The following is a 19,335-nucleotide window of genomic DNA, read 5'->3' on the forward strand; positions in this document are numbered from 1 at the left end:
CTAGTTAGTCGTCTCGACCGGAAAACCTTCGGCCTGCATTTTTTTCAGCACATCCTGCCAGCGCGACAGGCGTTTGGTGTCACCGACCTTTTTGTTGCCCTTGGCCCCCGGCAGATACAGACCTTCAGCATTGAAAGAGTAGACCGGCAGCAAATCGGTTCGCTGCGATGCCGGCTGGATCGGGTCGATCAGGCTGTCGAGTACCAGCGGCATGGCGTCGGGGGTGGCATAGTAAGTGAGTACCATGTGCGCGCGGTTCTGGCGCAGGGCCTTGACGTAGGTAATGCGCAGCTTGTCACTGGAGACCCCGAGGTGGCGCAGGCTGAAATACTTGGCGATCGCATAATCCTCGCAGTCGCCGGCGCCCTTCCACAACGCCTGGATCGGGGTTTCCCAATAATCGACCTCACGCCACAGATCGATGTCTTCGACGTAGCGCACCTGTTGGTTGAAAAACCGGTTCACCACGTTGAGCTTGTCCAGCTCGCTGACCTGTTTCTGCGTCGCCAACAGGTTTTGCCAGGCATCGATGCGCTGCTGCCCGGCGCCCAGCGGCCCATAGATGGCCGTGGCCTTGCGGCTGATCGCGGAAAAATCCCAATCGGCATGCAGGCCGCCCAGCATGACGCCGGCCAGCAGCAGTGCGCAGCCAAGCCAGCGCAACGTCCGGGGGATTGCGAAACGTACCGCCACAGCAAGTTTCCAGAGGGCAGGGAGGAAAGCGTTTGATGGTGAAGCTTAGTCTGCGAAAAAACAATGGCACCGTGAGATCATCGGTAACGCGCTAAACTCAACACAGGACGCGTTCTTCTACACGGTTTGACAACCTGTAAAGCAATCACTAGTGTCATTTGGATCCAAATTCAGTCGACATACAGGGTGCGTAGTCGTGACTCAGAAGCCCAAACCACTGCACAGCATTAAAGTCGATGGGCCGATCCCCGCACACCTGGCCCGTTCGACCATCGAGGAAACCCTGCGCACGGCCATTCTCGATGGCCGTTTGCCCTGTGGCACTGCCCTGCGCCAGCAGGACCTGGCCGATCTGTTCGGGGTCAGCCGCATGCCGGTGCGCGAAGCCTTGCGCCAGCTCGAAGCCCAGGCGCTGCTCAGCGTAACCACACACAAAGGTGCCGTGGTCGCACCGTTGATTCAAGAAGACGCGACGCAGACCTACCAATTGCGCATCCTGCTCGAATCCGAAGCACTGCGCCAATCGGTGCCTTTGCTGACCCCCGCCGACCATGACCGCGCGGCCGCGCTGATCGAAGAGCTGGAAAATCAACACGACTACAGCGAAATCGGTCGGCTCAATCGCTTGTTCCACATGACCCTGTACAGCAAAGCGGCCAACCGGCGCCTGTTGCGCCTGGTCGAAGACGGCCTCAACGAGGAGGAGCGTTTCCTGCGCTTTAATCTCGAAGCCATGGGTCTGGGCAAAATCTCCCAGGACGACCACCGGGCGATGCTGCAAGCGACCATCGAGGGTGACGTAGAAGGTTCGGTGACGCTATTGGTCCAGCATCTCAATCGCGGTGTGGAAGTCATTACTCGCTACCTCGACAGCCCTGCCGGTCAAAGCCGCCAAGCCAAACCCTGAACGGCTCCCCTCCCCTCGAATTAACTGCTTACAAATCCCCTGCTCTGTCCGCCACCCCGCCAGGTGGTGGATGCGCCTGCCCGCTCCGACCGTTTTGCCCCCATCAGCCCGGTTTCCCGGCCCCGAGTGAATGAAACGGGCATAGCCGTGGCCACCATTTACCCGCACTCTTTAGGCGCCAACCCAATACAGAACGGGCGACGCCCCGCACCGCCGGCGCAGTCCCCGCACCAGGAACCTACGGAAGGAGCCTTGTCACGGGAAAAAGGACGTTCTGGCGCCAATCACGGCCAACCTCCGCCCCCTTTAATCAATCAATTCTCTTCAGTTGAAAGTTGCTTCGAGTGAGGCATTCACTCTGTTTGTCCCATTTTGGCCGTTATTTGCCGAAAGGAGTAACTACGCCCAAATAAAACTTCAACCAATAGTTTTATCGGCGCAACTCATACTTGGAAAACCGCAAACTAAAAATAATTGAAAATAAACTTGTTAAATAGTTTGAGCCTGTATTAATTTTTCCTCGCCAAGTTTGAACTTCAACGTTCACCCTCGGTAAATCGCCTCGCTGATGCGCCAGACTCAAGGCCCACACCAGCCGACCGCTTCAGCCTGACAGATGTGCATGACCGCACTTGAACAATGCCTCGGCATTTTTAACTTAGGCGTTTGAACATAAACAAATTGTTGTTCCGCTGATTGCGTAGTTGATAAAGCTTTTCCACTTCATATCACTGATAAAGGACATCATGATGCCCCTCAAGCACCAACTCGCCCTGAAGAAAGCTGAACTTAGCGTTCATCCGATCTTTTCCGAGATCACTTCATTGTCGGTATTGCGTCGATTCATGGAGACCCACGTATTTGCCGTATGGGATTTCATGTCGCTGACCAAACGCCTGCAACAGGAACTGACCTGTACCCGTTTGCCCTGGCTGCCACCGCGCGATCCCCACGCCGCCCGACTGATCAACGAGATCGTCCTTGGTGAAGAATCGGACGATCGCCTGGCCGAAGGGCACTACAGCCACTTCGAACTGTATCTGGATGCGATGCGCGAAATCGGCGCCAGCACCACGGCAGTGGAACGCTTCGTGGCGCTGCAAGAGGAAGGCGTGAGCTACGACGTGGCGTTGCAAAGCGTCGAGGTTGAGCCGGCGGCTGCGCAGTTTGTCCGCGATACCTTGCGCACTGCCCTGCAGGCACCGGGGCATAGCGTTGCCGCCGCGTTTCTGCACGGCCGCGAAAGCGTGATCCCGACGATGTTTCAGCGCATTCTCGATGATTGGGGCATCGGCATCGAACAAGCACCGACCTTCCGTTACTACCTGCAACGGCACATCGAGGTCGACTCCGAAGACCACGGCCCGGCGGCAGAGCAACTGCTGGCGCGGCTGATCGCGGGTGATCCGCAACGACAAGCCGAGGTCTACGCCAGTGCCATCGCCGCCGTTGAAAGCCGCATCGCTTTATGGGACGGCCTGCGCCTGAGCATGGGCGCGCCACTGGCGGAGGTGGCCCGATGAACCCTGCCGACTATCAATCGTTTGCCGATGTCTGGGAGAGCCGCGCCACCATCCGCACACGTCCGCGGCGGGTACTGGAAGATGATCAGCGGCTGATTTATCCGCTCAGCCGCCAGCCATTGGTGCTCAGCGAAACGTTCCTGCGCGAATGCCCGCAACTACGTGATTTCGCCCTGGTGCAGACGCTGTACAAATTCATCAACGACGTGGTGATTTTCGAGACTGAAATCGTCGACAAGACCGCGCGCAGCATCGCCAAGAATCGCTTCGACGTGCCGTTCCCGCTCGCTTGCCGCTATGACGCCATGACCGTGGTGGTCGATGAGGATTACCACGCGCTGGTGGCCATGGATTTCATGCAGCAGACGGTGGCGCTGACCGGCATCGAGCCCATCCGGTTGCCGGACGAAATCGAGCTGAGCCGGGCGATTCCCGCCGCCGTGGCGCTCGCGCCGGAGCACCTGCGCGGCGCGGTGGAACTGATCTGTGTGGCCATCGCCGAAAACACCGTGACCGGCGATGTCGCCGCGTTCGCCCGCGACGACACGGTGAAGCCATCAATCAAGGGGCTGATGGCCGACCACTTGCTCGACGAGGGCCGCCATTCCAGTTTCTGGGCACGCATGGTGCGCATCTATTGGCACACCGCGAGCGACGCGGACCGCAACACCATCGCGCAGATCCTGCCGGTATTCATCGGCCACTACCTGACCCACGACATTCAGAAGGCCTTCGACCTGCGCCTGATAGACGCGCTGCCGGTCAGCGATGCCACGCGCCGATCGCTGCGCGAGGAAATCGCCGGGCTGGCCTTCCCGATCAACCGCCACCACCCGTTGGTGGGCAACATCGTCAAGTTCTTCCACAACAGTTCGCTGCTCGACAGCCCCTGCGTGCAGCACGCCCTGCGCGACTATCTGGTTTGACAAGGAAGCCGACATGAAACGTCTCGACATTGTGCTGACAGGCACCAGCCAGGCCATGACCGACCTGGCGCAAGAACTGCAACAACACGGTCATTCAATACGCCGCAGCGCTGCGGCGCCATCGGCGGTGGACCTGATCATTGACGATGGTTTTATTGCCGCCGGCGATGGCTGCGCGATCCCGCATCTACATTTGCGATTGGGCGTCGCCGCCCGGAGCAGCGGTGGTCTGCCGTCACTCGACTTGCTGTGTTTTCTTGGCTCGTCGCTGATCAGCCGCGTGCCGATGGCCGATGAGCCGTCCGGCAACGGTCAGGCGTTGCGCCAACGGGTACTGGCGCAGGTAGTGGACGAAGTGACGTTGCTGGTCAGCCGCTTTTCCCGCGACCCCGACGCGCTTCGCCACGCCCCTGCGCTGACCGCGCCGGATTTCGAGCGCATGGAAGATCTGCTGTTTCTCGACAGCCTGGCGTACGTCCATCGCTTCAACGACACGGCCAACGCAGCGTTGCTGAAACAGGCGCAGGTCTCGGTGATCGAACGCCTGCAACAGAGCCTGATCGAGCATGCCGGGCGGCCCGCTCTGCATCTGGACGGGCAGTCGATCAGCTACCGCCAGTTGCAGGCCCACAGCCTGGCGATTCAACAACGACTACAGCCATTGCTTGAGCGCCACCCGCAACCGTGGGTAATTGCCGTCTGCCTGCCGAAAAGTCCGGCGCTGTACGCCGCGATTCTGGCGATTCTCGGCAGCGGTGCGGTGTATTTGCCGCTGGAGCCGAGCCATCCATTGCCGCGTCAGCAATACATTGTGCAGAACGCCGCAGCGGTGCTGCTGCTCCACGATGGCGAGCAGGCGCTGGGGGGCACGATGTCGGCGCTGGATATCAGCGGCATCCATGCAGCGGCTGCCGATCTCAGCCAACCCTTGCTGCAAAGACGTCCCGCCCTCGATGCGCCGTGCATGGCGCTTTACACCTCGGGCACCACCGGGCATCCGAAAGGGGTGCTGCTCAGCCAGGCCAACCTCGCGCACTTCACCGCGTGGTACGCCGACTATGTGCAACTGAGCAGCGAAAGCCGGGTATTGCAGTTCTCTTCGCTGAGCTTCGACTCGTCGCTGATCGACATCTTCCCGACGCTGATCGCCGGCGCCGAACTGGTAGTGCCCGACGACACGCAGCGGCGCGATCCGCTGCAACTGGTTGCGCTGATCCGCCGACGGCAACTGACCCATGCGTTCCTGCCCCCGGCGCTGTTGAGCATCCTGCCGCTGGAACACCTGCAAGGTGTGCAGGTGATGACCGGCGGCGATGTCTGCGAGCCTTTCGTCATCGAGCAACTGACCCGGCAGGGCACGTTGCATAACCTCTATGGCCCGACCGAGGCCACGGTACTGATTACCGCCCGGCGACTCGAAAACAGCGACAGCAATCGCAGCCTCGGCGCGCCGATCGCCAACAGTCAGGTGCTGATTCTCGACGACGATCTGCAACCGGTACCCGAACAAACCGTGGGTGAACTGTTCATCGTCGGCCCCGGTGTCTGCCTCGGTTACCTGAACAATCCGCAGCAGACCGCCGCACGCTATCTGACCCTGGCCTTGCCGGGAGGCGCGACCTTGCGCGCCTACCGCAGCGGCGACATGGCCAAGTGGGGCGAGCACGGCATCGAGTTGTGCGGACGACGTGACAACCAAGTGAAAATTCGTGGTTTTCGCGTCGAGCCGGAAGAGATCGAGCGTTGCCTGCGGGACAGTCGGTTGTATCGTCAGATTGCCGTGGTGATCGACAGTCAGCGGCGCATCCTGGCGTTCCTCGCCCAGCCGCAGTCGGACGATGCCCGCGAGGCGCTGCAAGCGCATGCCCGGCAATTTTTACCGGACTACATGCACCCGACAGCGTGGACCGAACTGCCGGGCATGCCGTTCGCCAGCAACGGCAAAGTCGACCGCAAAGCGCTGTTGGCAATGCCGGTGACCGTACAGGAGGGCGCAGCGAAAAGCCTGCCGGCGAATGCCGACGAAGCGCTGCTGCTGGCAATCTGGGCGGAGTTGCTGGAGCTGCCTGGCCACGATATTTCCACCGACGAAAGCTTCTTCAATCTTGGCGGCCATTCGATTCTGCTGTCGCGGCTGCTGCTGCGCCTGCGTGAGGAGTTCGGGCGCAGCATCTCGATCAACCGCTTCATCGAACTGCCGACAATCCGCAAACTGGCAACGCTGGTGCGCGGCACCGATGATCGCGCCGTGCTCAGCGAACAGGCCATGGCCGACGCCGAACGTACGCTGGATATCGAGCCGCTGCCGATCAACCGCATGGGTGATGTGCACAAAGTGATCGTCACCGGTGCCAACAGCTTTGTCGGCGTACACATCGTTGAAGCACTGCTCGGCTGGGGGGCCAGCGAGGTGGCTTGCCTGGTGCGCGACGGCGGTGGGCAAACGGCAGCGCAGCGCTTTGCTCAAGCACTGCGCGAGAACCGTCTCGAGCACCTGGATCTGCGCCGGGTGCGCGTCTATGCGGCGGATCTGACTCACGCGCAGCTGGGCCTGGGCGATGACGATTATCAGCGGCTGGATCGCGAGTTCGGCGCGCTGGTGCACAACGCCGCCAACGTCAATCACGTGCTCGACTACGAGTCGTTGGCGGCGGACAACGTCGAGCCGATCTTCGCGCTCCTGAGGCTATGCGAAGGGCAGTGCAAAAAGGTCTTCAATTTTGTCTCGACGCTGTCCGCCTCCAGCACCGTGGATGAGGCCGGTCGAGTGTTGGAGCTGCCCGCCGCAGCGACGCCGCCGATCTACATTCGCAACGGCTACAACCTGTCCAAATGGGTCGGCGAACGCCTCCTCGAGCGGGCGCGCGAGCGTGGCGTGCGGGTCAATCTGTATCGCCCCGGCAACATCAGTTTCAACAGCCTGAGCGGTGTCTGCCAGCCGCACAAAAACCGCCTGATGTTGATGCTCAAAGGCTCGATCCAGCTCGGACAGGTGCCGGCCCTCGCGCTGAATTTCGACTTGATGCCGGTGGACTTTCTCGCCCGCTTCATCGCCTTCCATGCCAGCCGCTATTCGCCCGAGCGCGCGGTGTTCAACCTGCACAACCCCGAGCCGCTGAGCTGGGACGCCTATGTCGCTTCGTTTCGGGAAACCGGCCGCGAGTTTTCGCTGGTCAGCGTCGCCGACTGGCAGCAGCAACTGAGCCGGGTCGATGCCGACAACGCACTGTTCGGCGTGCTCGGTTTTTACCTCAACGGCTTCGAAGAAGACATCGGCGATATCTCGCTGATCGGCCACGCCAACGCCGCCGCCGGCGTGCGGCAGATGGGCGCGCACTACCCGCACAAATCCCCGGCGCTGTTACGCCGCGGCTGCGATTACCTGAAACAGATCGATTTCATCTAGTGCATAAAAAGGAGCAACACCATGAGCAAACTGCAACCGGATACCCTGATTAAAAACCCGCACGGCTGCCACGTCGTGTCTTCAGTGGAGATACCGGCGGACGCCGCGCAGGTCTGGGCGGTGGTCGGCAATTTTGCCGGTTTCGACCGTTTCATACCGGCGCTGTCGCACATCGAGATGACCGGCGAGGGCGTGTCTTCGCTGCGCAAGAAGCATTTCAAGGACGGCAACATCGTCGTCGAACAGCTCAATTCACGCGATGACCAAGCGCTGAACATGACTTGGACAACGATCTATAACACCTTGGGGGTGGCGAATCTGTGGGCGGCGATGCAGGTGGAATCGCTGGCCGAAGGCGAATCGCGGGCGACCTGGACGATCATTGCCGAGCCGGCTTCGGGAGGTGAAGAAGCGTTGCCGGGGTTCAAGGATTTTGTGCAGGGGTTTGCTGATGAGGCGATGGGGAATGTCTTGAAGCTGTTTGTTTAAGGCTTTGGATTGGCGGTGAATGAACCACCGCTTTCGCGAGCAGGCTCGCTCCCACAGCGTATTGGGTGTTCACACATGTTGTGTTCAACCAAAAATCCTGTGGGAGTGAGCCTGCTCGCGAAGAACGGTAACGCGATCTAACGGACCGCCATCAAATCTTGAAACTGTCGACCAACTGCTTCAACCGGTTGGCCTGCTGCGACAACGCATCGCAATCTTTCAACGTCTCGTTGAGGTTGGCGACGCTCTGCTGGTTCAACAGGTTGATCTGGTTGACGTCGACGTTGAGCGTTTCCACCACCGCGGTCTGCTCCTCGGTTGCAGCGGCCACCGACTGGTTCATGCCATCGATCTCACCGATGCGCTGGGTCACACTGACCAGGCGCAAGCCGGCCTGATTGGCCACTTCAACGCTTTGTTCGCTGGACGCCTGACTGGCGTTCATCGTGCTCACCGCTTCACGCGAACCCACTTGCAGGGAAGTGATCATCTTGTGGATTTCTTCCGCCGACTCCTGGGTGCGATGGGCGAGGTTGCGCACCTCATCCGCAACCACGGCAAAACCGCGCCCAGCTTCACCGGCCCGCGCCGCTTCGATAGCGGCATTGAGCGCCAGCAGGTTGGTTTGCTGCGAGATCCCTTTGATCACATCGAGGATGTGGCCGATGTTGTCGGTGCTGGCGTTCAGGGTTTCGATCTGAGTGCACGACAGGCTGATCTTTTGCGACAACTCGGTCATCGCCTGAATGGTTTGTTCCACCACTTGGCGGCCATCATCGGCCTGCTCGCTGGCGCCGCTGGCATGCTGCGAAGCATCGGCGGCGTTGCGGGCGATTTCCTGAGTGGCGGCGCCCAGCTGATTGATCGCCGCCGCGACGCTATTGGTGCGTGCGCTCTGTTCATCGGAGCCGACAATCGAGGCGTTGGACGACGCCATCACCCGTTGCGACAGATCGTGAACGTGACGGGTCGCCGATGACACTTCGGAAATCGACGCGTGAATCCGCTCAACGAACTGGTTGAATGCGCTGCCCAGTTCGCCGAACTCGTCTTTGCTCTCGACCACCAGGCGACGGGTCAGGTCGCCTTCACCTTGGGCGATGTCTTGCATCGCGCGGCCCATGGTGGTCAACGGACGCATCAACACGTTGATCAACAGGCTCAGCAACAGCGCAATCGCCGCCACCGCGACAAACATCGCGATCAATGCCGAGGTGCGGAATTGGCTGAGTGCGGCGTAGGCCTTGTCGTGATCGATCGACAGACCGATGTACCACTGCGCATTTGGCAGGTCGCTGACCGGGGTAAACGACAGAATCCGCTCCTGGCCATTGAGCACTACGTTCTGATTGCCTTTTTCGATGCGCACGCTGGTGTTCGGGTAGATGTCCTTGAGGTTCTTCATCACCTGGTCTTTGTCCGGGCTGACGATCACCTGACCGTCAGCGCTGACCAGAAACGCATGGCCAAGGCCACCGAAGTCCACCGAGTTGATGATTTTCACCAGGGTTTCCAGGCTCAGGTCACCGCCGACGACGCCCAGCAGCTCGCCGTTCTTCTTCACCGGCATGGCGATGGTCACCACCAGACCGCCGACGGCCGCCATGTACGGCGGGGTCAGCATGGTCTTGTCGGCGGCGACCGCTTGTTTGTACCAAGGGCGCTGACGCGGGTCGTAACCGTCGGGCATCTTCGCGTCAGGGCGCTGGGTAAAGACACCGTTGGCCTGACCGACGTAAGTGAATTGGAAGTTCGAAGTGAAGGCTGGTTGATCGACCAGTCCCGGAAGATCGGCGCTCTTGCCTTGATGGGCCACGTTTTGCGCGAGGTTTTCCAGCACCAGGATTCTTCCGCTCATCCAGTTCTGCACACTGCTGGCGGTCAGGTCACCGGCCTGCTGCACAGAAGACTGGAGGTTCTGGCGAATGGTGTTTCGCTGCAGGTAGTCGTTGTAGAGCGTGAACAGCGCGAACGCCAAGACCACGACGCCCGAGGCGGCCAACAGGATTTTATGGCTGAACTTGAGATTCATTTCATGGGACTTCTTATGCCAAAAGTGGGGATGCGTTCCGGATGCAACATTCCATGTACAGCGCAGGCAGCGTTCTTCTGGCCGCTCTACTTTGGTGCACGCATGTCTCACCAGTCTGTCGGCACGCATGGAAGAAATCTTAGGGCGGCGTAGGAAATGGATGAGGTTTACGCATGATTCCCGCCGAACGGCGTGCCAGAGCGCCTGCGAGGAAATTTTTCTGGGTGTTGGTTGAGCGACAGTTGCAAAATCTGTAACCCTTGATGACAATGCGACTAATTATCATTTGTGACGTTCGGGCTGTTGCGTAAATGTCCTCTCCTGAGTTCGCAGTACAGACGCTTTACAGTAGTCATCACGGCTGGCTCAACGCTTGGCTGCGCGCACGGCTGGGCAACGCGGCGGACGCAGCGGATCTGGCCCAGGATACGTTTGTGCGCCTGCTGCAACGCACCGAACGCCTCGAACTCAAGGCGCCCCGCGCCTTCCTGCGCACCATTGCCTGCGGGTTGGTGATTGATCACTGGCGCCGCGAGGAAATCGAACGCGCCTACCTGGAAAGCATCGCCCATTTGCCCGAAGCACAGGCGCCCGGTGCCGAAGCCCGAGCGCTGGTGATCGAGTTGCTCGAAAGCATCGCGCGCATGCTTGAAGGACTGAAGCCGAAAGTGCGTCAGGCTTTTCTGTTGGCGCAGTGCGAAGGCTTGACCCATAAGCAGATCGCCGAGCAGATGGGTCTGTCGTTGCGCTCGGTGGAGCGCTACATCGCCGATGCCCTCTATCACTGTTACGTGCTGCGGTATGAGAGCTGATGCCTGTGGATAACTTGTCATTGGGCCGGCGCGCCGAGCCGCAGCAGAAAGTGGTCCAGCAGGCCATTCACTGGTTGCTGCGCCTGCGTAATAACCACGGCAACCCACGCCTCCAGCGCCAATGCGAACAATGGCGCGCCGAACAGGTTGAACACGAATTGGCCTGGCAACGGGTGCAGTCGCTGCAAGCCGAGCTGAGCAACAACCTGCGTGCCGTACCCGGTGCGCAAGTGGCCTTCAACACACTGGAAAACAGCGCACAGGGGCTGGGCCGCCGCCAGGCGTTGAAGCTGCTGTCGGGCGTGCTGGTGATGGGTTCAGCGGCGTGGCTGGCCAAGGACACTGCGGTGTGGCAGCAATGGCGCGCCGATTACGCCACAACAACCGGCGAGCGTCGCGGCTTTCAGTTGCCCGATGGCACGCGCCTGGAACTCAATACCGCCAGCGCCGTGGATCTTGATTACACGGCGCAACAACGCCTGATCAAGTTGACTCGCGGCGAAATCATCGTCAGTTGTGGCGGCGCCGATGAAGGCGCACCGTTCGATCGGCCGCTGCGCATCGAAAACCGCCACGGCCGTTATGAACCGCTTGATGCGCGCTTCATTCTGCGTCAGGACAATGATTGCACACGGCTCAGCGTCACCCGTGGAAGGGTCGCCATCCATACCGGCGGAGCATCGGTGGAAGCACTTGCCGGGCAGAGCTATCTGATTGACCGCCATCAGATAAGGCCGGCTCCGACGCTGCCCATGGATGCCGGCGCCTGGGTCGACGGCTTGATCGTCACACGCAATATGCGCCTGCGCGACTTCCTCGCTGAGGTCGGGCGTTATCGCCAGGGTTTTCTGACGTGCGCCTCTGAAGTGGCTGATCTGCAACTGTCTGGCGTGTTTCGCCTGGAGGATACCGACAGGCTGCTGGCCGTGCTGCCGCAGACCCTGCCGGTCCAGTTGCGCTATCGCACCCGCTGGTGGGTGACGCTGGAATCGCTGGCCTGAATATTTTTTGGCGGGTTTTCGCAACGAGTCCGGCTTAGTCAGTAAGCAGTTCCACTCAGCCTTCGCGACTTCCTACGGAAACCTACAATGACTGTCCGCGCTACCTGTAAGCATTCTCTGAAATTCCCGGTTGAATCGGGTTTATTACGCCACGCCATCCGGGCGGCGCTGTTCTCTACCGCTCTGGGCGCCGGGGTGTTGCCGAGCCTGAGCCTGGCGGCCGGGCTGACTGACAGTGAAGTCAGCCATCGCTACGACATCCCTGCCGGAGCGCTGGGTGACGCATTGAATCAGTTTGCCCGGCAAGCCGGCATCACCCTGTCGATGACCCCGCAACAGACCCAAGGGCGGCAGTCGCCGGGCGTTCAGGGTGACTACTCGACGGAACAGGCGTTGAGCCATTTGCTCGGCGGTTCCGGTTTGCAAGCGGTCAGCCAGGACGGCAGCAGTTACATTCTGCGCCCGGTCGCGGAAACCGAAGCGCTGGCCTTGCCGACCACCGACATCAAGGGCTTCGCCCTCGGTAACGCGCTGGGCAGCATGGATGGCTACAACGCCACGCACAGCCAGATCGCCACGAAAACCAGTACGGCATTGCGGGAAACGTCGCAAAGCGTGTCCGTGGTGACTCGCGAGCAAATGGACGATCAAGGTTCGCAGACGGTTTCCCAGGCGATGCGTTACACCCCTGGCGTGTTGACCAATCCCTACGGTGCCACCCACCGTTACGACTACGTCGCGATGCGCGGCTTCAACGACGGTTCTGTGGATAACCTCTATCTCGACGGCCTCAAGTCGATGGGCGATAGCGGCACTTACAGCACCATGCAGGTCGATCCGTATTTTCTCGAGCGCGTCGACATTCTCAAAGGCCCGTCGTCGGTTTTGTATGGTCGCAGTTCGCCGGGCGGACTGGTGGCGCTGACGAGCAAGAAGCCGCTGTACGAGGCTTATCATCAGGTGCAAGCCACAGTTGGAACGCAGGGCCAGCGCGGGGTCGGCTTTGACTTCAGCGGTCCGGTCGATGACGACAAGCGCATCGCCTATCGTCTGACCGGTTTGACCGATCAGTCCGACACACAATTTGACCACAACAAGGAAAAGCGCTTCGCCCTCGCACCGACCGTCAACATCGATTTCAGCGAAGACACGTCGCTGACCCTGCAGGCGTACCTGCAGCACGATCCGGACGGCGGATACCACGGTGGCGTGCCGGCGGATGGCACGATTCATCAGCGCAATGGCCAGCGCATCTCGCCGCAATTCTTTGAGGGCGAGCCGGGGGTTGATGGCTACTCACGTGATCAGCAGTCGTTCGGCTATCAGTTCGAACACCGCTTCAACGACGTCTTCACTGCGCGACAGAACTTTCGTTACCTGGACTCCAAAGTAAACATGGATCAGGTCTACGCGTATGGCTGGACCACACCGACCAGTAATGAGCTGAACCGTTATTACACCGGGGGCGACGAGCGGCTGCATGCGTTTATCGTCGACAACATGCTCCAGGCCGAATTTTTCACCGGTGCGACCAAGCATACGGTGCTGATGGGCGCCGATTACCAACGACGCAAGACGGTGGTCGACTGGACCAGCGGCGGATTGGCGCCGATCGATGCGTTCAATCCGTTGTACGGCAACTCGGCGATCGAGATGTACGGCGAGACCAGCTATCTGCGCCGCCTCGAGCAAACCGGTGTGTATTTGCAGGACTTGATCGAGATGGACCAGTGGCGCTTCTCGCTGGGCCTGCGTCAGGACTGGGTAGAAACTTCTGATGAGAACCGGATTGCCGAAGCAGGTCGCCCGCAAGGCACCGAAATCAAAGACCGTCGCACCAAACTGACCGGCCGCGCGGGTGCCCTGTATCTGTTCGATAACGGTCTGGCGCCGTACATCAGTTACTCCGAGTCGTTTAATCCGAATTCCTACGCTGACAGTGCCGGTAACCCACTTGCGCCTACCGACGGTAAACAATGGGAGGTCGGCCTGAAGTATCAGCCGCCAGGCACCGACAATCTGTTTACCGCGTCGCTGTTCCGCATCGATCAGGAAAACCTGGCGACCAAACTGCCGCAGGAAAACTTCTATCGCGCTGTAGGTGCCGTCCGCTCTCAAGGCCTGGAACTGGAAGCGCATACACAACTGACCGATAACCTGAAGGTGCTCGGCAGCTACACCTTCACCGATATCGAATATTCCAAATCGATGGTCAGCACGCTGAGCACACCCACCGACGTCATCGAGAACAAAGGCAACTCACCGACACAGGCACCGCGGCACATGGCATCGCTGTGGGCTGACTACAAGTTCGACAGCGCGGCGCTCGATGGCCTGCGTCTGGGCGGTGGTGTGCGTTACGTCGGCTACAGCTGGGCGGATGCAGAAAACACCCTGAAGGTGCCCTCCTACACATTGTTCGATGCATCGATCGGTTACGACCTGGGCAAAGTCGGCTTGAAGGGCGTTGACCTGCGCCTGAATGCAAACAACCTGACCAACGAGTCCTACGTGGCGTCCTGCGCCAGCCTGAACTTCTGCTACATGGGCGAAGAGCGCAATGTCGCGGCGACGGTCAGCTACCAGTTCTAATCCTGTGCCCTGTGCATAAAAAAGCCAGCCCCTGATATTCGGGGGCTGGCTTTGTCGTCTCTGTGAGGGAAATGTTCATGCGTGCGTTTTTGGTTGTATTGCATCGCTATATCGGATTGGCAATCGCCGTGTTTCTGCTGCTGGCGGGGATCACCGGGAGCATTCTGGCGTTTAACCATGAGCTGGATGAAGCCTTGAATCCGCAGTTTTACGCGGCGTCTGCCGAGGGGCAACGACTGCCACCCGGCGATTTGGTCCAGGCAGTGCAGACTACGCATCCAACACTGCAGGTCTGGTACATGGAGTACCCGAACGAACCAGGACATACCGCGTTGCTGGCGGCCGTGCCACGCACGGACCCGGCCACCGGCAAGCCGTTCGACGAGCCGAACCAAGTGTTTTACCTGGATCCGGTGGACGCTGAGCAAAAAGGACAACGCTATTGGGGAGAATGCTGTTTCCAGCGGGAGAACTTCATCCCCTTCATCCTCGAGTTTCATTACAACCTCACGCTTCCCGAGAACTGGGGGCTGTTGCTGATGGGGTTGGTAGCCATCGCCTGGGTGATCGATTGTTTTGTCGCGTTATGGCTGACGCTGCCACGTGGTAAACCGTTCTGGAAGAAATGGTCGACCGCCTGGAAGGTAAAAGGCGGACATGCTTATCGCGTTAATTTCGATCTGCATCGTGCAGGGGGATTGTGGTTGTGGTTGTTACTGCTGCCGATCGCCGTCAGCAGTGTGGCGATGAACCTGCCAAGCCAGGTGTTCAAACCGGTCGTGTCGTTGTTTTCCCCCATTGAGCCGAGTGTCTATGAGGCGCGAGGCCGAATGCCTCCAGACGAACTGGGGGTCACGCAACTAAGTTATCAACAGGCGTATGAAAGGGCATTAGAAGAAGGGAAACGGTTAGGACTGACTGCGGCAATCGGGGAGTTGTACTACAGCTTCGAATACAACTTTTACGGCGCGGGGTTTGGACAGCATGACACGCAGGCGCATGGCAAATCCTGGTTGTTCTTTCATGGCACGGACGGGCGATTACTGGGACAGGAAATCGCTGGGCAGGGAACGTGGGGCGAGCAGTTTTATCGGCTGCAGTTACCGATACACGGTGGCCGAATCTTTGGCGTTACAGGGCAAGTGATGATTGCAGTGCTGGGCGTGCTGATTGCCGGTTTGTCAGGTACCGGTGTCTATATCTGGTGGCGTAAGTGGCAGGCAAGGCGCATCAGCAAGATACGTAAAACGCTTTGAACAAGTGGGTTGGGTCAGGCCAGAAATGACAAAACCCCTGACTGCTCACGCAGACAGGGGTTTCGGAATTCAATCTTGACGATGACCTACTCTCACATGGGGAAACCCCACACTACCATCGGCGATACATCGTTTCACTGCTGAGTTCGGGATGGGATCAGGTGGTTCCAATGTTCTATGGTCGTCAAGAAATTCTTTATCTGGCCCGTCAACACGGTAACAAGCCAGCAAAAACAGGAACTTCTACTAAAACAAAACCCCAACTGCTTTCGCAATTGGGGTTTCGGAATTTAATCTTGACGATGACCTACTCTCACATGGGGAAACCCCACACTACCATCGGCGATGCATCGTTTCACTGCTGAGTTCGGGATGGGATCAGGTGGTTCCAACGCTCTATGGTCGTCAAGAAATTCGGGTACCGAATCGTGGCCATCTGGCCGCGCTTCAGCAAATTGGGTATGTGACAGCTTTCGGTGTTTCCGTGAGATTCAAACTTTCGGTTCGTTTCGTCTTCACACACCGCAATCTGGTGCTCTTTCGCTTTTCAGCTCGAAGCAAACAAATTGCTTGGGTGTTATATGGTCAAGCCTCACGGGCAATTAGTATTGGTTAGCTCAACGCCTCACAGCGCTTACACACCCAACCTATCAACGTCGTAGTCTTCGACGGCCCTTCAGGGAACTCAAGGTTCCAGTGAGATCTCATCTTGAGGCAAGTTTCCCGCTTAGATGCTTTCAGCGGTTATCTTTCCCGAACATAGCTACCCGGCAATGCCACTGGCGTGACAACCGGAACACCAGAGGTTCGTCCACTCCGGTCCTCTCGTACTAGGAGCAGCCCCTCTCAAATCTCAAACGTCCACGGCAGATAGGGACCGAACTGTCTCACGACGTTCTAAACCCAGCTCGCGTACCACTTTAAATGGCGAACAGCCATACCCTTGGGACCGGCTTCAGCCCCAGGATGTGATGAGCCGACATCGAGGTGCCAAACACCGCCGTCGATATGAACTCTTGGGCGGTATCAGCCTGTTATCCCCGGAGTACCTTTTATCCGTTGAGCGATGGCCCTTCCATACAGAACCACCGGATCACTAAGACCTACTTTCGTACCTGCTCGACGTGTCTGTCTCGCAGTCAAGCGCGCTTTTGCCTTTATACTCTACGACCGATTTCCGACCGGTCTGAGCGCACCTTCGTACTCCTCCGTTACTCTTTAGGAGGAGACCGCCCCAGTCAAACTACCCACCATACACTGTCCTCGATCCGGATAACGGACCTGAGTTAGAACCTCAAAGTTGCCAGGGTGGTATTTCAAGGATGGCTCCACGCGAACTGGCGTCCACGCTTCAAAGCCTCCCACCTATCCTACACAAGCAAATTCAAAGTCCAGTGCAAAGCTATAGTAAAGGTTCACGGGGTCTTTCCGTCTAGCCGCGGATACACTGCATCTTCACAGCGATTTCAATTTCACTGAGTCTCGGGTGGAGACAGCGCCGCCATCGTTACGCCATTCGTGCAGGTCGGAACTTACCCGACAAGGAATTTCGCTACCTTAGGACCGTTATAGTTACGGCCGCCGTTTACCGGGGCTTCGATCAAGAGCTTCGCGTTAGCTAACCCCATCAATTAACCTTCCGGCACCGGGCAGGCGTCACACCCTATACGTCCACTTTCGTGTTTGCAGAGTGCTGTGTTTTTAATAAACAGTCGCAGCGGCCTGGTATCTTCGACCGGCATGAGCTTACGGAGCAAGTCCTTCACCCTCACCGGCGCACCTTCTCCCGAAGTTACGGTGCCATTTTGCCTAGTTCCTTCACCCGAGTTCTCTCAAGCGCCTTGGTATTCTCTACCCAACCACCTGTGTCGGTTTGGGGTACGGTTCCTGGTTACCTGAAGCTTAGAAGCTTTTCTTGGAAGCATGGCATCAACCACTTCGTCACCCAAAGGGTAACTCGTCATCAGCTCTCGGCCTTAAGATCCCGGATTTACCTAAGATCTCAGCCTACCACCTTAAACTTGGACAACCAACGCCAAGCTGGCCTAGCCTTCTCCGTCCCTCCATCGCAATAACCAGAAGTACAGGAATATTAACCTGTTTTCCATCGACTACGCTTTTCAGCCTCGCCTTAGGGACCGACTAACCCTGCGTCGATTAACGTTGCGCAGGAAACCTTGGTCTTTCGGCGTGGGTGTTTTTCACACCCATTGTCGTTACTCATGTCAGCATTCGCACTTCTGATACCTCCAGCAAGCTTCTCAACTCACCTTCACAGGCTTACAGAACGCTCCTCTACCGCATCACCCGAAGGTGATACCCGTAGCTTCGGTGTATGGTTTGAGCCCCGTTACATCTTCCGCGCAGGCCGACTCGACTAGTGAGCTATTACGCTTTCTTTAAAGGGTGGCTGCTTCTAAGCCAACCTCCTAGCTGTCTAAGCCTTCCCACATCGTTTCCCACTTAACCATAACTTTGGGACCTTAGCTGACGGTCTGGGTTGTTTCCCTTTTCACGACGGACGTTAGCACCCGCCGTGTGTCTCCCATGCTCGGCACTTGTAGGTATTCGGAGTTTGCATCGGTTTGGTAAGTCGGGATGACCCCCTAGCCGAAACAGTGCTCTACCCCCTACAGTGATACATGAGGCGCTACCTAAATAGCTTTCGAGGAGAACCAGCTATCTCCGAGCTTGATTAGCCTTTCACTCCGATCCACAGGTCATCCGCTAACTTTTCAACGGTAGTCGGTTCGGTCCTCCAGTTAGTGTTACCCAACCTTCAACCTGCCCATGGATAGATCGCCCGGTTTCGGGTCTATTCCCAGCGACTAGACGCCCTATTAAGACTCGCTTTCGCTACGCCTCCCCTATTCGGTTAAGCTCGCCACTGAAAATAAGTCGCTGACCCATTATACAAAAGGTACGCAGTCACCCAACAAAGTGGGCTCCCACTGCTTGTACGCATACGGTTTCAGGATCTATTTCACTCCCCTCTCCGGGGTTCTTTTCGCCTTTCCCTCACGGTACTAGTTCACTATCGGTCAGTCAGTAGTATTTAGCCTTGGAGGATGGTCCCCCCATATTCAGACAAAGTTTCTCGTGCTCCGTCCTACTCGATTTCATGACCAAGAGATTTTCGCGTACAGGGCTATCACCCACTATGGCCGCACTTTCCAGAGCGTTCCGCTAATCTCAAAGCCACTTAAGGGCTAGTCCCCGTTCGCTCGCCACTACTAAGGGAATCTCGGTTGATTTCTTTTCCTCAGGGTACTTAGATGTTTCAGTTCCCCTGGTTCGCCTCTTGCACCTATGTATTCAGTACAAGATAACCATCTTATGATGGCTGGGTTCCCCCATTCAGACATCTCCGGATCAAAGTCTGTTTGCCGACTCCCCGAAGCTTTTCGCAGGCTACCACGTCTTTCATCGCCTCTGACTGCCAAGGCATCCACCGTATGCGCTTCTTCACTTGACCATATAACCCCAAGCAATCTGGTTATACTGTGAAGACGACATTCGCCGAAAATTCGAATTTCTCAATTAAGAGAACTCACAAATTTTACCTTAGCCTGATCCGTTACCAGTGAAAGTAACGTTCAGTCTATCTTTCTATCACATACCCAAATTTTTAAAGAACGATCTAATCAAAAGACTAGAAATCAATATTCACGCTGAATATTCATTTCTAAACTCTCAAA

At 57.9% G+C, this 19,335-nt stretch carries 11 protein-coding genes, 3 rRNA genes and 1 pseudogene; 9 read left to right on the forward strand and 6 right to left on the reverse strand.

Annotation, left to right across the window (positions count from 1 at the left end; translation table 11 throughout):
* Window positions 1-693 carry a cysteine protease LapG gene (gene lapG, locus HU739_RS16920; RefSeq protein ID WP_186551547.1) on the reverse strand — a complete coding sequence of 231 codons (693 nt, stop codon included), beginning with the start codon at window positions 691-693 and terminating at the stop codon, window positions 1-3.
* Window positions 694-889: 196 nt separating this feature from the next.
* Here lapG and HU739_RS16925 point away from each other — a divergent pair, with 196 nt between their 5' ends.
* From HU739_RS16925 to HU739_RS16945, 5 genes are all read left to right on the forward strand, one after another.
* The gene (locus tag HU739_RS16925; protein ID WP_186551548.1) at window positions 890-1,600 is read left to right on the forward strand and encodes a GntR family transcriptional regulator; all 711 of its coding nucleotides are present in this window, start codon (window positions 890-892) and stop codon (window positions 1,598-1,600) included.
* A 749-nt stretch (window positions 1,601-2,349) separates the two neighbouring features.
* The gene (locus HU739_RS16930; protein WP_407681932.1) at window positions 2,350-3,123 is read left to right on the forward strand and encodes a DUF3050 domain-containing protein; all 774 of its coding nucleotides are present in this window, start codon (window positions 2,350-2,352) and stop codon (window positions 3,121-3,123) included.
* Window positions 3,120-4,049 carry a diiron oxygenase gene (locus tag HU739_RS16935; RefSeq protein WP_186551550.1) on the forward strand — a complete coding sequence of 310 codons (930 nt, stop codon included), beginning with the start codon at window positions 3,120-3,122 and terminating at the stop codon, window positions 4,047-4,049. Before HU739_RS16930 ends, HU739_RS16935 begins: the two co-directional genes overlap by 4 nt.
* Before the next feature lie 13 nt (window positions 4,050-4,062).
* Window positions 4,063-7,455 (forward strand): amino acid adenylation domain-containing protein, encoded by a 3,393-nt coding sequence (locus HU739_RS16940; RefSeq protein ID WP_186551551.1) that lies wholly within the window; start codon window positions 4,063-4,065, stop codon window positions 7,453-7,455.
* Between the two features lie 21 nt (window positions 7,456-7,476).
* Window positions 7,477-7,944, forward strand: coding sequence for an SRPBCC family protein (locus HU739_RS16945; RefSeq protein ID WP_186551552.1), 468 nt, complete (start codon window positions 7,477-7,479; stop codon window positions 7,942-7,944).
* A 151-nt stretch (window positions 7,945-8,095) separates the two neighbouring features.
* Here HU739_RS16945 and HU739_RS27070 read toward each other — a convergent pair whose 3' ends face one another.
* Window positions 8,096-8,881, reverse strand: a complete 786-nt coding sequence (locus tag HU739_RS27070) for a methyl-accepting chemotaxis protein (protein WP_370593577.1) — start codon at window positions 8,879-8,881, stop codon at window positions 8,096-8,098.
* A gap of 69 nt (window positions 8,882-8,950) precedes the next feature.
* Window positions 8,951-10,105 (reverse strand): annotated as a pseudogene (locus HU739_RS27075) (HAMP domain-containing protein); the annotation flags it as partial.
* Window positions 10,106-10,287: 182 nt separating this feature from the next.
* On the opposite strand from HU739_RS27075, the gene HU739_RS16955 reads away from it, so the two are divergent.
* From HU739_RS16955 to HU739_RS16970, 4 genes are all read left to right on the forward strand, one after another.
* Window positions 10,288-10,788, forward strand: coding sequence for a sigma-70 family RNA polymerase sigma factor (locus tag HU739_RS16955; protein WP_186551554.1), 501 nt, complete (start codon window positions 10,288-10,290; stop codon window positions 10,786-10,788).
* Window positions 10,788-11,789: a FecR domain-containing protein gene (locus HU739_RS16960; RefSeq protein ID WP_186551555.1), complete on the forward strand. Its 1,002-nt coding sequence runs from the start codon at window positions 10,788-10,790 to the stop codon at window positions 11,787-11,789. The genes HU739_RS16955 and HU739_RS16960 overlap by 1 nt, the downstream gene beginning before the upstream one ends.
* An 87-nt stretch (window positions 11,790-11,876) precedes the next feature.
* Window positions 11,877-14,381, forward strand: coding sequence for a TonB-dependent siderophore receptor (locus HU739_RS16965; RefSeq protein ID WP_186551556.1), 2,505 nt, complete (start codon window positions 11,877-11,879; stop codon window positions 14,379-14,381).
* A gap of 77 nt (window positions 14,382-14,458) precedes the next feature.
* Window positions 14,459-15,637 carry a PepSY-associated TM helix domain-containing protein gene (locus HU739_RS16970; protein WP_186551557.1) on the forward strand — a complete coding sequence of 393 codons (1,179 nt, stop codon included), beginning with the start codon at window positions 14,459-14,461 and terminating at the stop codon, window positions 15,635-15,637.
* A gap of 73 nt (window positions 15,638-15,710) precedes the next feature.
* On the opposite strand, the gene rrf (HU739_RS16975) is transcribed toward HU739_RS16970, so the two are convergent.
* The 3 genes from rrf (HU739_RS16975) to HU739_RS16985 form a co-directional block, all read right to left on the reverse strand.
* A 5S ribosomal RNA gene (gene rrf, locus HU739_RS16975) occupies window positions 15,711-15,826 on the reverse strand.
* 105 nt (window positions 15,827-15,931) lie between these two features.
* Window positions 15,932-16,047, reverse strand: a 5S ribosomal RNA gene (rrf, locus tag HU739_RS16980).
* Window positions 16,048-16,218: 171 nt separating this feature from the next.
* Window positions 16,219-19,112 (reverse strand): 23S ribosomal RNA (locus HU739_RS16985).
* Between the last annotated feature and the right edge of the window lie 223 nt (window positions 19,113-19,335).

The sequence above is a fragment of the Pseudomonas hamedanensis genome (genome assembly GCF_014268595.2).
Taxonomy (GTDB): Bacteria; Pseudomonadota; Gammaproteobacteria; order Pseudomonadales; family Pseudomonadaceae; genus Aquipseudomonas; species Aquipseudomonas hamedanensis.